Origin of the sequence: Rhodopirellula sp. MGV (genome assembly GCF_002251265.1) — a bacterium.
Classification (GTDB): Bacteria; Planctomycetota; Planctomycetia; order Pirellulales; family Pirellulaceae; genus Stieleria; species Stieleria baltica_A.
In genome coordinates this window covers 75,826-90,058 of sequence record NZ_NPDI01000004.1, presented here as the reverse complement: position 1 = coordinate 90,058, position 14,233 = coordinate 75,826, and the positions used below count along the sequence as shown (strand labels likewise).

The window sequence follows — 14,233 nt, the reverse complement described above, 5'->3', positions numbered from 1 at the left end:
TCGACGAATTGGCACTCATCCAGCCATAGTGCCGAACCTTTTGGAAGCGGCTCGGCAAGATGTGCTGGGCGAATCCCACCTCAAGCCGGCGTCTGCCAACCGATCGCGAGTTTGAGCAGCGCGTTGCTGAGCACGAGCACGATTAAAGGCAATCTGTCGCCTGACGTTCCGGCTGCTAGTTCGCAACTCGTTACCCTTCGCAATGCCGATCGGGTAAACTTGTTGCAAGCGGCGAACGGCAGACTGTCGTCGTGGGTAAACCGCGACCCAATCGATGCACGTGCGCTGCCGAATTGTGTTCAATGAAGTGGTCAGGCGTTTGCGGCGGTCACGTGATCGTTACCGTAATCTTGCTGAGAACAACTGAATGCGAGTCTACAGCCTAAACGCGAAGCAAGGCGACCCGCGTTATCTCCAAGCTGCCCAGGGCAACTATTGGTTCTGGCAACGCGGGTACGACGTAGTTGGCTTTGAGCGTGAACAACTCAATGCGGGTGAACTTGACGCTGATCTTATCGGCGATCCCGAGCATACGTTGGTGTACGGTTCTGTGGCTGTTGTGCGTGATGCGGTCATTCGAGCAGGCCGCCCTGAACCTCCGAATCTTGATTTCCCAACATCCCTTGTACGATTCGTGGGGCGTGAGATTTTTGAAACGACCATGGCGCAAGTTCGAGATTGGGAATCATCTCAACCTGACCGTTTACCCGTTCACGTCAAGCCTCGCGACCGCCACAAACTTTTCGCTGGGAAGGTCGTAAACGCCTATCGTGACTTCATTTCGCTTTCTGGGGTTCCACCTGAAGAACCTGTGATCGTTCAAGAGGTCGTTGGGCTGGCCACGGAATGGCGTGCTTCGATATTGCGAGGCAAAGTCTTGAATTTATCTCATTACAAGGGCGACCCGCTTGTCGTCCCCAATGTTGATACGATTCGCGATGCGATAGACTGCTTTGAAAACGCTCCGATCGGATATGGAATGGATTGGGCGGTGACTGATGATGGGCGTACGATTCTGGTTGAGGTGAATGATGGGTTTGCTCTCGGCAATTATGGAGTGAGGGGACATCACTACACTGCGCTAATTGAATGCCGCTGGCGGGAGCTGATGGGCCTTGAAGACAATGGAGTCGGCTTGGAATGGTAACGCAACAAGCCAAATGACCATCGCATCCGCGTGCGGATTGGCAGTGGTTTGAAGGCAAGCGTGGGGAAGCGTAGCCTAATCCAACGAGACCTCAGTCTACTCGCCGGGAGGACGGGTGGTGCGTTTTCTCGTCTGCTTGCAAGTCGTTCGCCCGTTCTTCGTGATTTCTACCGTTATCCGACTGAAATGAGAAAATCGCCGCGATTCTCCTTGTCGTCACTACTGCTGGGCCCCGCATTCTTGGCGGTCGTGTTTGCGGTCGGGATGAACTTTGGTGCGTTTGGACTGCTTGTGTCAGCGGTATTAATGCTCATCCTGTTATTGATCTTTGCAGTGAGCAATCTTATGAACGAGCGTTCGCGTACCAGTTCGCTCCTGAAATCGGTGGCTAAGCTGTTGGTGGCTCTCTATTTTGCCTCGTACGGGCCTGCCACCTGGCTTTTAGCCACAACACACACCTACGAGTTCCGCTCCCCGAATGCTGTCGCAATTCACTATAGGATTTATTCACCGGTAACGCGTTGCATTGTAGATTCCCCGGTTAAAGCGATTAGCGATGTTGGAGCATCCTATCTGGAATGGTGGCTGCCTGTTGATGTAGAGTTCCACCGCCGAGGCCGGTACATTGGTTGGTACTCGGACTCCAAGCTAAATCCATCCAATGGTATTTCCATTGGCATCACGCCACCGCTGATTTCCGAGTAGCGGAAAACCCTTCATCCGCCGAAGGACTGCATCACGCGTTTGCAAATGGAAACCACATTAGCGGTCCTCGGTGATGACCGCCGTTCGCGATGGTAGGTGTGGCTACAATGGCCAGCGTCTCGTGGTCATGTCCGTTTCTACTTCGTGTTCTTCGCGAACTTCGTGGTTTATCTGTTTTGTCGACGGATTGAATGGTGCGTTCGAAGGTCGCGCAGCGGATTTCACGAAACCTCTGCTTCCTATTGATCGCTCTTGATGTCGCGGTTTGATTGGTGCGCGGTTTGATTGGTGCGCGGTTTGATTGGTGCGCGGTTTGATTGGTGCGCGGTTGACTTGGACGATGAAGGCAATCCGATTCCTGGCAACCGGTTGCGAGTACGAGCACCGCGTTGCTGAGCACAAGCACGAGCACGAGCACGAGCACGAGCACGAGCACGATTCAAGACAGTCCGACGCCTGAGGTTCCCGCTGCCAATTCGCTACTCGCTACGGTTCGCAAATGCGATCGGGTAAACTCGTCGTCAGCGACGAACTGCAAGCGGGCGTCCAGCGTAGGCCGCGAGCAGCTCGATGCACGTGAGCCGCCGAGTGGTGTACTATGAAGTGCGGCGGCCACATAAACGAAATTGTTCGCGACTAAAGATCTGACGTTTGAATACGCTGCCATCGTTGCCAGAAGACACCAATCCATACGTCGCACCGGCCGAAGACACTGGCCGCTCCTCATCCGGGCGCGAGCCGTCCACTTGGCGACGCAATTTTGGGGCGCTTCGCGCGATCGTGTTGACATACTGCTCGATCGCTGCAGTATTCGCGGTCTCACGCCATTCATTGCCGCCACCGATCGTGTATCCATTACTTCTCGCCGCCTTTTGCTGTTCAACATGGGCGAACTTTCAGATTGGGCCGCGAATCGGTTGGTCGCAGGGCGGTCTGCCCATTATGATCGTCCTGGTATTCGGATGGACGTTTGCCTATGTCATCACATCTCTGATTGGTGCAGATGTTGTCTACTGGATTCTTGATCCCGACCGACTGTTGCACTAGACGGAAAGGGCTCGCGATAGGCGGCGAACCACGGTTGCAATGGAGGTCGCGAATTGACGTTTCTTGAAGTGGAGAGTCGTATGCGCGGCCCTTCTGAACCCTGTCGTTTGCCGACTTAATCGATGCGTGCACGCGAAGATCGGGAGTCGCGTTTGATTGAAGGGTTTCGTCCACCGCCCGGCCTCGGTGTCGGCCAAACTTCGTCCTTAGAGATTCAATTTGACAGTAACAACGCAGCGAACGGAAAAGCGACGACTTCGACGAGGGACCGGACTGGAGACGCTTGTTGACATGGTGGCGATTGGGTCACTTATGCTCGGCTCGCTCATTGCCGTCGGGCTGCTCCTGACATTTTCCTGGTGGGGCCTTGTCGCATCAATGTCTGCGGCAATTGGCGCATTTTTGAGTTGGCTCCTGTTTCGATGCCTTGCGGAACACTTGCGTCTGCAGAAGAAAATCGCTGGGTGTGATTTTGAAGGGACGATCACAGGACCGTACGAGGAGACTATTTGGGCATGCGGAAATTGCGGCCAGATGCTGCACACTGACCTTCGTTGCGATTCTTGTGGCGCAGAAATTGCCTCGGATGACAATTGACCGTTTTAAACAACCGTAATCGCTGGCACGATTTCGATGGGCCCAGGCGGCGGATCGCGCGTTCGTTTGAATCAAAGTCTAAATGCCGCCGTTGGAGCATCGGCGGCGTTATCGCAGTTGATTGACGTGAATTGTGTTGACCACGGAAGCGACTTCGGTGCGTGGCTTTTCTCTCGCTGAACTGATGAGCTACGCATTCGCATGGGCGTATGTTCTCTCGCTCGTTGGGTTAGAGTGGGAGGACACTCACGTGTGGTTGGCAGTGCCGGGGGTATTGGCGCTCGTTTTGCCAGGACCGCTGATCGAGCAGGAGCAGGATTCAAGACCATTTGACGCCTGGTGTTCCGGCTGATAGTTCGCGACTCGTTACCCTTCGCAATGCCGATCGGCTAGACTTGTCGTCAGCGGCGAACTGCAAGCTGTCGTCCAGCGTAGATCGCGAACAACTCGATGCACGTGAGCCGCCGAGTTGTGTTCAATGAAGTGGTCAGTCATTTGCTGCGGCCACGCGATTGAAATCGTTCGCCGGGGGGATTCCGTAGAAGCTAACGCGAATCGCTTTCCGTCGTACCAGGAGCCTATCGGTGATTTTTGCTGACTAATCTTGCCATACGAAATGAACGCTACACAATCGCCATCACAGACATTTGCAATCCTTTCGGTTTTTGGTTTTTTTAGCGGTTTTGTGTTCATCTGCGTCGTAACCAAAGCAGATTTCCCCAACAGCCCTGCTTTGGAAATTGCGCTCTCTAGTTTGGTCCCACCTGTACCAGCCGCATTGCTATGCGCTGGAGTCGGTTGCTGGTACGTCCACGGGGCCCAGCGTGTCGACTCTCTAAACAGCTCCGAGTCATCAGTCTTTGTTATTGCTGCAGTTTGTGCGATTGCGTCGGTACTACTCACTATCGTTGGAGCGACTGCGATTGGCGTCTCGGGGTGGGCTACGGTCAAATGAACGCGAACTCTGTCGGATGTATCGCTTGAGTTGTTTCGCTACCGCAGATTCGGCGAACCATCGATTCCCTATAGGTCAGAAGTCAAGAGGATTGGTGGCAAGCGAGCCGATTCATCGAGTTCGCGTTGAGCCACTGCGGTTTGCACGCAACGTTCGATGGCGTCTTCTAAGTTGAATGTCGGGCTACGCGTTTCACGAATGCCCCTCATCTAAGATCGTTTTGCGGACTAGTCGATGCGGCGAAGCATCAGTAGACGCATTTCACAAACCTGGCTGCCCGGAATTTCAGTCGCACGAAGCGTTAGCGTATGCTGACCAGGAGTTACTGCGATGGTCCCCAAGGTGATCGGTTGCCAACGCTTGACGTCACCTTCTTGACGTTCGACTCGGTCATGGGCCGCGCCGACGAAAGGGCTTTCGGCTGGCCGATCGATTTGCGTGGCAAGCCGTGAATCACCAAGCGTCAAATCGATCGTTGCGCCGACATCCGACTTTGGGCAAGCGTAGTACATCTGCACTTCGTATCGTCCGGACGACAACGCCTCGACATCCCACTGGATTTTGTCGGAAACGTCAGACCAGTTCTTTAGGTAGGTGCAGTTGGGGAATCGATTGCTGCGTTTGATTTGGCCGCTAAAGGTCGCGTCTCGCGCGGGTAACTGCGTCCAAACTGCGTCGGGATGCGCGATCGTGAACGGGCGCGATTTCGCGGAACCGTTTTCCTTTGCGGTTTCAGTCTCCCACCGCTGTAGCTCTTTGGACAGGTGAACTGCGATGTCGGGGCGTTTGCTGGCGATGTCCGTTTGTTCGTTGCGATCGTTCTCGATGTCGTAGAGTTCTCCGCTGCTGTGGAGACGGTACTTTTGAGTTCGTGCGGTGCTGCGGTTTTTCCAACTGCCGAACAGGATGCGATCGTCAGCGGACAGGCTTCGTGTTGCACCGGCGAGTTCTTTCGCGAGTGAGATGCCGTCGATTGGTTTTCCGTCGCGTTGTATCGATTGCCAATCGAGTCCGGCAAGTTCAGACAAAGTGGGCAGCAAGTCGATCGCGCCGCTGACGGTGCGGATCTTGGTCCCGGCGGCAATTTGACTTGGGAATCGAATGACGAGTGGTGAACGCAAGCCGCCTTCGTTGGTCGAACCTTTGCGACCTTTCATGCCGCCGTTGAATCGCCATCCGTTGGGACCATTGTCGCTGAAGTAGACGACGATTGTGTTGTCGGCTTTGCCGGTCGATTGGAGGTGTTCGATTAGTCGCCCGACGTTGTCATCGATGTTCTTGCACATCGCCAGTGCTGCGCGCGTATGCGGCGTGTCTTGTTTCGCGGCGTTGGCTGGTGTCGGGTCTGGTGTGATCGGTTGGTCTTTGAAAGCGTTCCAGTATTCGTCAGGGACCTGCATGGGGGAGTGCGGCGTGTTGTACGGCAGGTACACAAAGAACGGCTTTTCATCCGACTGGTCAATGAAGTCGATCGCGTGATCGGTCAGGTCGTCAATGATGAAGCCTTTGCCGTGTGTGATCTGTCCGTTGTGTTCCAGCATCGGGTCGAAGTAGAGTCCCCAATGGCCGCTGCAAAAACCATAGAACTCGTCGAAGCCGCGGGCGTTGGGGTGGTACGGCCACTGCATGCCGCTGTGCCATTTTCCGAAGGCGGCGGTGTTGTAGCCGGCATTGTTGAATCGCTGGGCGATCGTCTGTTCGTCGGCGCTAAATCGTTCACCGCCTGACGAGGTGCTGTAGACGCCCATGCGATTGTGGTAGCGACCGGTGAGGAACTCGGCGCGGGTCGGGGAGCAGACGGCACAGACATAGAAGTTGGTGAACTGTGCGCCATCGCGGGCGAGCGAATCGATGTTCAGCGTTTGGAGATTGGGATTGCCATGCAGGCTAAGGTCGCCCCAGCCTTGATCGTCCGCCAAGATGACGAGCACGTTTGGACGTGTTGTCGGCGTGTCCGCGTTTGCCGAATTGGGGAGGGTGGTGAGCGTTATCAGCAGCAGCGTGAGTGCAGTCACCGGCGGACTGAAACGGGAGTTGCAAAAACGTCGGGCGGCGGGACGTGACGCTGGCAGACGGTTCATCAAAAGGCCCTCGGGGACAGGTTGCGAGGGGCGTCAGTATAAGCGTCAGCTTCGACGCGATGTTGCCATGCGAATGGCATTGTGAGCGTTCGCAATGTGAGTCGCGTTGTAAAACGCTAAGGCGGCGAACGTGATGCTGCGGCTTCGATTTTGTCCTGCCCCTGTAATTTTCCCTGCGACTTTCCCTGTGAGTGTGGGTTGCGTTGTCCCTGGTCACTGCAGACTTGATGAAGGGTCGCGTTGAGGTCTGCCAAACGGAATGGCTTGGCGATGCAGGCGTCGGGGCGATAGGCGCAGTCTTGCAGTCGTTGTTGAACTTCATTGACCACCCCGCTGCAGATCACGACGGGTAGGTCGGGTTGGTATTGTTTGATGCGTTCGAGCGTTTCGGATCCGGAGACGAGTGGCATGATCAAGTCCAGGATCACGACATCCGGCGTCAGTCCGTCGACTAGCTTTTGGATTGCGTCGGTGCCGCAGCCGACGGCGGTGACGTGGTGCCCGAGCGTTTCGAAGCTTAGTGTGGCGACCCGGCGAACCTCTTCGTCATCGTCGACGAGCAGAATATGGAATGGGGCCGTCGTTTCTTCTGTGATCGACGCGGGGGAATTGGCGAGATTGGCGGCTGGGGGAATTGCCGATGCGATCGCTGAGGAGAGCGGTGCGGTGTGTCGCTTGTGAGGCTTTGCCACGAACGATTCGCCATCGAGTGACTTGGCGCGGATGTCTTCGACAGGCAGTTCGATCGTAAACGTCGTGCCCGCGTCAGGCTGGCTGACGCACTCGATTTCGCCACCGTGTTGTTTGATGATCCCGTAGGCAAGGGAAAGTCCAAGGCCGGTTCCTTCGCCAACCTTTTTGGTTGTGAAGAACGGTTCGAAGATTCGCGATTGCGTTTCCTCGTCCATTCCCATGCCATCGTCTTGGCATTGGATGATGATCGAGCCAGGGCGGTTGGGTGAATGGGCGAACTTCGTCACCAAGCGGATCGTGCCGGCGTCGTCTTCGTAAGCGTCTTTTGCGTTGAAGCAGAGGTTCAGTAGGACTTGTCCAAGTTGCGTGTGATCGAAGCGGCAGGCGGGAAGGTTGGGCGCGAGCGTGGTGATGATCTTGATGTCCGGGGAAAACGTCGATCGCGCCAACAGTACCGTTTCCTCGACGATTTCGTTGATATCGCCGGGCAGGAGTTCGACATTGGTTTGTCTGGAAAATCCGAGCAGCGATCTGACCAGCTTGGTTGCTTGGTGGGTGCAGCGTTTGGCCGAGTGGAGGCATTCGATGCTGTTTCCGCTGTGCGTGTTTTCGGCGCGCTCGATCAATTCCAGATTGGACGAGATCCCGGTTAGCAGGTTGTTGAAGTCATGGGCGACACCACTGGTAAGACGTCCGAGCGCATCGAGTTTTTGGCTTTGCACCAGTTGCGACTGCAATTGTCGATTGTCGTTCGCGGTGCGTTGCAGGCGAAGCCAGAGCGTGGCGAAACAGACCATGCCAAGCGTGCAGATGGTCGCGATGGTGCCAAGCCCGGCGACGGCGATGGAGGGTGAGAATTGCCACCAGCGCGAGACCACATGGATGTCGTCGATCGTTGGAACTTCGATCGCCAGGAATGGTTGCACGTCCTCGTTCGGTGCAACGTCTTTGTCGCTGATCGGGACAGCCAGTCCGGTCACGGATATCAGTTGCGCGGTTGGCAGATCGAGGTTGCGGACATCGCTGGTTGCGGAGTCAAGTTTGGCGACAAAGTCGATGCCTTGGTCACGGAGCGTGATGTAGGTGTTGTCGCCATCACGGTGTGTCGAGATATAGGTGCCCGTCAGCTTTGCCCGCATCGGAAGTTCGGGCAAGTCAATCGTTTTGATGTTTGTTGTTGACGGAGGCATAAGGCGACGTTTGCCGTGCGCCGCCACGTACACGCTTTGGAATTCGTGCGGACCGGTTTTGTAGACGTAGGCATCGACCAAGTTACCGACGAGGGAGGCATCGATGATTGCCGAGTCAACAACGATGCTTTCACCGTTGCGTTCAATCAGATAGTGCTTCTTTGGGACGACTTCGACGATTTGGCCGTTGAGATGATAAAGCGAGGTACCTGCCGGAGCTTGCCTTGCGTCGGCATAGCTGGTGGGCATCGTCGGCAACTGCAGTGCGGACTGGAACGACGATTCGCCTGCGGAACGAAGAGGCGGGTCTTCTTCGTTGGTAAAGAAGATGTATCGCGTCGGATTCCAGTCAGTGTCCATTTCGCAGCTTAACGTGCCGCTGATTTCGACCGTGCGGTTAAGCAGACGCTCCCATTCGAAGTAATGCGATTCGTCACGCCGCTGAATAACGAAGTCCGCGTTGCGAGACGTGCAGAGGCCTTGCCAGAGGCTGCCAACATGAATGATTTCGCGAAGCTTGCCATGGGTGCGGACATAGTGTGACCAGAGTTCGCCGACGTTGAGCTCGCTGATGTGAACGGCGCGAGATGAAATCTGAAGTGGTTCGTCAAGGATTTCAATCTCGTCGGCAACGACAAAGAAGTGATCAATTTTTAACTGACCACGAATGCGAATTTGTGTACCAGGTGGGAGGCGTTGATGTTGCCGGAAGTATTCGGGAGGGGCTTCTAGATAAAGTGCGTCAAACTGATCTTCGACAAAGATATCCGTGTCGCGAATGTCCCAGTAATTGACCGTCGCCTTGAAATCGACGGGGACCGATTTCAGGGTCGGGTGATCGTAGAGTCGCGTTGCTTGCCGCAGGTCGGTGATTAGCAATTCGCCCGCTTCGGCCTGCTCCACAACCGCCTGCGTCGCGGGCGGTGTGAGGTGGTCGTGGGGATCGGTGTCGTGCGCCGATGCGATCGACGACAATCCGAGAGGCGAGAGGATGAGGGAGAACGCGATCGCGAGCCAGTGAATCGCGCCGGCCGGCGCGAAACCAGTCTGGCGTCGAGGCGCCAGATTGGTTGTTATTGTCTGGCGTGAGATCGCAAACATTGGCATCGCGAAGGACCCTCAAACGAACGGAGGTAAGCGGTTTCGTCGAACCGCACGGCAAATAGGTCGTTCTATGATTAGCGATTACCTCGTGAAGTTGCGAAGGAGTTAACTGGCTCAGGCCAGTTCGGGCACTTCGTAGCCAGGGCGGTACTGACGTTTGAGCAGTGGGTTGGCCAGTTCAGCATCGGTGCCAACGAATTGCTCCGTTTCTGGATCCAATTCCAGCATCGGGCTGAGTTTGATTTCGTTGTCGGTGAGTTTCAAGCCATGGGCACCAAGGTGTGATTCCATTTCGCCAAGCAATTCTTTCCACTGGGGGAGGTCGACTTGGTTTGCGGTCGCTGGCTCGTATGCCTGGCCGGCTTGGAATGCGATGTTGGCGAGATTGCACCACCCGGTGCTGTCGTTGCCGACTTCGATTTCGGCGTTGAGGATTGATCGGTCGCCGGCTCGCAACGCGTCGATGAAGTTCTGTTGGTGGCGGACATCACCGCTGCCACGGAACTCGCGAATTTTCTTGCCATCGTTATCGAATGCGACCGCGCGTCCACGTTGGCCTTCGAAGCGACCGCCTTCACAGTAGGCCATGTATCCGCTGGACGGACCGGGGTTGGCGGGGCTGCCTTTGGCGCCCGGTGCAGCCGGCAGGTTGCTGAGCCCGATCACGACGGGGATGGAACCAGTGTCGAAGTATGCGAAGTGGACGTTCGGGGTTTCGCCGGCGTCGTTGTAAACCACGCGACCGCCGCCACCGAGAATTCGTTTTGGCAGCGCGACGCTGTCTTGGAAGATGTTGTTGCGGCAGTCGTCCAGGACGTGCACGCCCCAGTTGCCCATTTCGCCAGACCCGGTGTTCCAGTCCCAGTGCCAATCGTAGTGGAGGCTGTTGCGGTAGAGCGGTTCGTCGGCAGCCGGCCCAAGCCACAGGTCATAGGCAACGTTTTTATCGATCGAGAGTGGCGTGTCGCGTTTTCCGATCGCACCACGAACACCATAGCGGTTCACACGGGCGGCTTTGATTTCGCCCAACGCTTTTTCTTCGTGCAGGAACTTTTTGATTTCCGCCTGCATCGGGTCAGACCGCTGTTGGGTCCCGAGCTGGCAAATGCGGTTGTATTTTCGTGCCGCAGCGACGGTCTGCTTGCCTTCCCATTGGCTGTGGGAGAGTGGTTTTTCGACGTAGACGTCTTTGCCGGCTTCCATTGCCCAAATGGCGGCCAAGCAATGCCAATGATTGCAGGTGGCGACCACGACGGCATCAATACTTTCCGAAGCGATCAATTCACGCAGATCGGTCCAGCCTTGGGCTTTGGGGAACCGACGTTGTGCCGCACCCAATCGTTTTTCATCGACGTCGCAAAGGCCGGCAACGTTGATGCCTTCGACTTTGGAGAATTGACCCATCAAGTCTTGCGAACGCCCGCCACAGCTGATGAATCCGAGGTTGATTTCATCGTTGGCGTTGGCCGCCCAGGATTTGCGTGCGGGCAGCGAGGTGGTCAATGCGACACCGGCCGCGGCGGCGAGCGAGGTTCCAACAAAGCGTCGGCGATTGAGATTCGTCATTGCGTGGAGGGTGATCAGGGTGGGTGGGAATCGGAAGGCGGTAAAACCGTTCCTTATCATACCCTCAAAACCCAAATCTGTCTCGCAAGGCATTGCGGGAACGTTCCGCCCCCGTTTTTGCTGCGGAGGCGTCCCTTGTGATGTCGTCTGCGATGTCGTCGCGCAAGGCGACCGACTACCACGGAGCGTTTGGCCGCCTGGGGCGTCCGGGCTGCGGCGTTGAATTGGGTTGCCGAATCAGTTGGTTGGCTCAGTCAGCGTTGATTTCGTCGATCAACTTTCGCAATCGGCCGAGTGAACGGCGGTTGAAGTTCAAGACCAATCGTGGGAGTCCGGCGAGGTCGGGTTCGCCAGCTTCTTCGGGGAGTGATTTAGTCTGTTCGATTTTGCCTTTGACCAGAATGTCAGAAAAGTTTTCGTTCAGCGAAGCGAGCTTTGCATCGGTCAGGCGTTCTTTGAGCCGGAACACCAAGCGGTCGCGGACGTATCGCATGCTGTGATAGCGACGATAGAAACGCAAGATTTCTTGGACGGCAATGTTGACGTCGTTGGTGATTTTGTAAAGCGACGTGTCATCGGGACTGATCATTCCGCCTTGGCCGAGGTTGCGGTCGACGAACTTGCCGAAGTCGCTCCAGTAATTGCCTTCGGGATGGTCAAGCAATACCAATGGCAGCATCGTTTGTTTGCCGGTCTGCATCAACGTCAGCGTTTCGAGTGCTTCATCGAGCGTCCCGAACCCGCCGGGGCAGCAGACCACTGCACTGCATTCTTTGACGAACATCAACTTGCGAGTGAAGAAGTACTTCATTGTGACAAGTTTCGAATCGCCTTCGATCACGGGATTGGCTCCCTGTTCGAAAGGCAACATGATGTTCAGTCCCATCGACGCCTCTTTTCCAGCGCCGACATGTCCGGCATGCATGATGCCACCGCCAGCGCCCGTGATCACCATCCAACCATGGCCTGCCATGGCACGGCCAAGTTCGACCGCGCTTTGGTAGTCAGGGTGATCCGGTTGCGTCCGCGCCGATCCAAAGATTGTGACTTTGCGCCGACGCCGATACGGACGGAATACTTTGAACGCGTAACGGAGTTCGAGCAGCGTCCGCGACAAGATCTTTAGATCGCCGCGAGAAGTCTTGTCCCGTTCCAGCCGATCAATCGTCGCCCGCATCTCATCAAACAGCGATGTCTTTTCCGGAGGAGCCGTGTCGACGATCGGGTCGTCGGCGGGCTGTGGTCGTTCCTGTTCGCTTTCGCCGATCGCTTCTGGGGGAAGTTCCTGGGGATCAAACTCGTTTGCATCCATGTCGGCTTCTAGGGACTCGTAAAGACTAGCGGTTCATTGTGATGGGACGTGATCTTAACCGTTCTTAGGCCGGTTCGGTGGCGGCTTCGGCGGTCGTGTCACCGACGAGGCCGGCATGATCACCGGCGCGGACACCGAGTCCTTTGGCGATCAGGACCGCAAGTGGAGCGGCGGCAAAGCTAAGCAGCGCGCCCATTTTGACAGAGTCTTGGATCGCACCAGGCTGTTTGAAGGCCGCGACCGAAACGAACAAGGCGACGGTGAATCCGATCCCGGCGACCATGCCGAGTGAAACCACGTGGCGATAGTCCATCCCGGCTGGCTTTTCCAAACGCAGGACTTTTTCGGCGAACAGCGTCATCAGGGTAATGCCGACGGGTTTGCCGAGCAGCAATCCGGCCAATACCAGCCATGTGCCGGTACCGACGCTGCTCATGACAACACCGGCGTTGACCATACCAAAAAGGCCCAGGATGATTTCCACAGGGACTTTCCAGAAGTGTTCGAATTCGTTCAACGTGTCTTGGCGGTTGAGTTCTTCGCGGGCGAAGATCCCCAAGTCGGACGCGGCGTGAGGCAGGAACGGAATGATCGGGACAAGTCCAAGCGCGGGGTGGATGTTCGCTTGATAGAACGAAAACCACGAAGCGATCCCAGGGCCCAGAATGTAGAACCAGTGGGAGTGCACTTTCAGTTTCGAAAGCAGCCACGCGGTCGCCATCGCGGCGGCGGTCAGCAGCAGCCACATCGGTTCAATCGGGGCTGAAGGATAAAAGACCGCCAAGATCACCAAACCGGCCGCGTCGTCAGCGATCGCCAGCAGGAGAAGGAACGCGATCGCGGGGTGACCGATCCCAAAGATCAATCGTGCGACGAGATAGCTAAACGCGATGTCGGTCGCACAGGGGACCGCCCAGCCTTTGCCGAATTCCGCCGTCGTGCCGGTCAGCATCGCGCCGCTGATAAAGAAAACTGCCGGGCCGACGATCCCGCCAAAGGTCGCAAGCAGCGGTGTGGCTGCTTTGCGTGGGTTGGACAACGATCCACCGGGGAGCAGTGATTCCCATACTTCTTTGGCCGCGATGGCAAAGAACAGGGACATCAAGACGTCGTTGATGATGAATAGCAGCGAGTACCAGTGGTGCCCGCTGTCGCCGTCACTGTGGCCGCCAACTTCATGCGAGTCGTGTGCTTCATGCGAGCCGGTACTCGCATGTTCGGCTTCTTCGACGATGGTTTCGCCATCGGCGTGCGATTCGATCACTTCGGCTTCTTCGACGACGACAGAAGGGCTCGAGTTGTGCGAATCGGTCGCTTCGTGCGAGCCACCGGCACCGACTAGCGTGCGGACGTCAAAGTGGATGAAGTTGTGATAGCTCTCGCTGTGATTCTGGGCGGCCAGATTGGCCCAGATGAGTGCAACGACCGCTCCGGTAATCAAGAACAGCGAATTGTCGATGAAGAAACGGAACAGGCCTTTAGGTTGATCGTGCCCAGACATGGACGTAACAAATCTCGGTGGACGGTGGGCTAGGGGGAAAGGGAGGTTTGTCCTGGTGCGGCAAACGATGCCGTCCGGTCTGGGCATGGTACCGATTGTGCTCGGCAATTGTGACCCCAGATAGAAACCCCAATCCTTTCGGTCAAAGGTGACTCACGGAGCGACAGAAACCTCGCCATCGTCATGATGTGGTTTTGTTCCCGTGGTGTCTCGATGGTGCGGCCCGCAATGCAAATGCCTTGCCAGAATGGGTTAATTTTTTCGTTCGCGAGAACTGGCAAGGCGGCAATCCATATCAAATCGGGTTTTTATCAACGCTGGTAACATTGACGCGG

10 protein-coding genes are annotated in these 14,233 nt (G+C 56.2%); 4 read left to right on the top strand and 6 right to left on the bottom strand.

Going from position 1 to position 14,233, the window contains the following annotated elements:
• Nucleotides 1-79 (bottom strand): transposase (locus CGZ80_RS29190; protein ID WP_143543703.1); only part of this gene is annotated, 79 nt, incomplete at its 3' end.
• A gap of 288 nt (nt 80-367) precedes the next feature.
• On the opposite strand from CGZ80_RS29190, the gene CGZ80_RS02420 reads away from it, so the two are divergent.
• From CGZ80_RS02420 to CGZ80_RS28430, 4 genes are all read left to right on the top strand, one after another.
• Nucleotides 368-1,147, top strand: coding sequence for an ATP-grasp domain-containing protein (locus CGZ80_RS02420; protein ID WP_094411180.1), 780 nt, complete (start codon nt 368-370; stop codon nt 1,145-1,147).
• A gap of 186 nt (nt 1,148-1,333) precedes the next feature.
• A complete protein-coding gene (locus CGZ80_RS02415; protein WP_094411179.1) occupies nt 1,334-1,852 on the top strand; it encodes a hypothetical protein in 519 nt (172 codons plus the stop codon).
• Between the two features lie 651 nt (nt 1,853-2,503).
• A complete protein-coding gene (locus tag CGZ80_RS02400; protein WP_143543701.1) occupies nt 2,504-2,899 on the top strand; it encodes a hypothetical protein in 396 nt (131 codons plus the stop codon).
• 754 nt (nt 2,900-3,653) lie between these two features.
• Nucleotides 3,654-3,848 (top strand): hypothetical protein, encoded by a 195-nt coding sequence (locus CGZ80_RS28430; protein WP_233148174.1) that lies wholly within the window; start codon nt 3,654-3,656, stop codon nt 3,846-3,848.
• A gap of 830 nt (nt 3,849-4,678) precedes the next feature.
• Here CGZ80_RS28430 and CGZ80_RS02385 read toward each other — a convergent pair.
• The 5 genes from CGZ80_RS02385 to CGZ80_RS02365 form a co-directional block, all read right to left on the bottom strand.
• Entirely contained in the window at nt 4,679-6,532 is a 1,854-nt protein-coding gene (locus tag CGZ80_RS02385; RefSeq protein WP_094411173.1) for an arylsulfatase, read from the bottom strand.
• Nucleotides 6,533-6,648: 116 nt separating this feature from the next.
• The gene (locus CGZ80_RS02380; RefSeq protein WP_094411172.1) at nt 6,649-9,522 is read right to left on the bottom strand and encodes an ATP-binding protein; all 2,874 of its coding nucleotides are present in this window, start codon (nt 9,520-9,522) and stop codon (nt 6,649-6,651) included.
• Nucleotides 9,523-9,633: 111 nt separating this feature from the next.
• Entirely contained in the window at nt 9,634-11,085 is a 1,452-nt protein-coding gene (locus tag CGZ80_RS02375; RefSeq protein ID WP_094411171.1) for a Gfo/Idh/MocA family protein, read from the bottom strand.
• A 250-nt stretch (nt 11,086-11,335) separates the two neighbouring features.
• Nucleotides 11,336-12,397, bottom strand: coding sequence for an LOG family protein (locus CGZ80_RS02370; protein WP_094411170.1), 1,062 nt, complete (start codon nt 12,395-12,397; stop codon nt 11,336-11,338).
• 64 nt (nt 12,398-12,461) lie between these two features.
• The gene (locus CGZ80_RS02365; protein ID WP_158222515.1) at nt 12,462-13,898 is read right to left on the bottom strand and encodes a Na+/H+ antiporter NhaA; all 1,437 of its coding nucleotides are present in this window, start codon (nt 13,896-13,898) and stop codon (nt 12,462-12,464) included.
• Between the last annotated feature and the right edge of the window lie 335 nt (nt 13,899-14,233).

Bases quoted from the DNA above. Each gene is read 5' to 3' on its own strand.
- CGZ80_RS02420 (WP_094411180.1), top strand. From the start codon at position 368: ATGCGAGTCTACAGCCTAAACGCGAAGCAAGGCGACCCGCGTTATCTC.
- CGZ80_RS02415 (WP_094411179.1), top strand. From the start codon at position 1,334: ATGAGAAAATCGCCGCGATTCTCCTTGTCGTCACTACTGCTGGGCCCC.
- CGZ80_RS02385 (WP_094411173.1), bottom strand. From the start codon at position 6,532: ATGAACCGTCTGCCAGCGTCACGTCCCGCCGCCCGACGTTTTTGCAAC.
- CGZ80_RS02380 (WP_094411172.1), bottom strand. From the start codon at position 9,522: ATGCCAATGTTTGCGATCTCACGCCAGACAATAACAACCAATCTGGCG.
- CGZ80_RS02375 (WP_094411171.1), bottom strand. From the start codon at position 11,085: ATGACGAATCTCAATCGCCGACGCTTTGTTGGAACCTCGCTCGCCGCC.
- CGZ80_RS02370 (WP_094411170.1), bottom strand. From the start codon at position 12,397: ATGGATGCAAACGAGTTTGATCCCCAGGAACTTCCCCCAGAAGCGATC.
- CGZ80_RS02365 (WP_158222515.1), bottom strand. From the start codon at position 13,898: ATGTCTGGGCACGATCAACCTAAAGGCCTGTTCCGTTTCTTCATCGAC.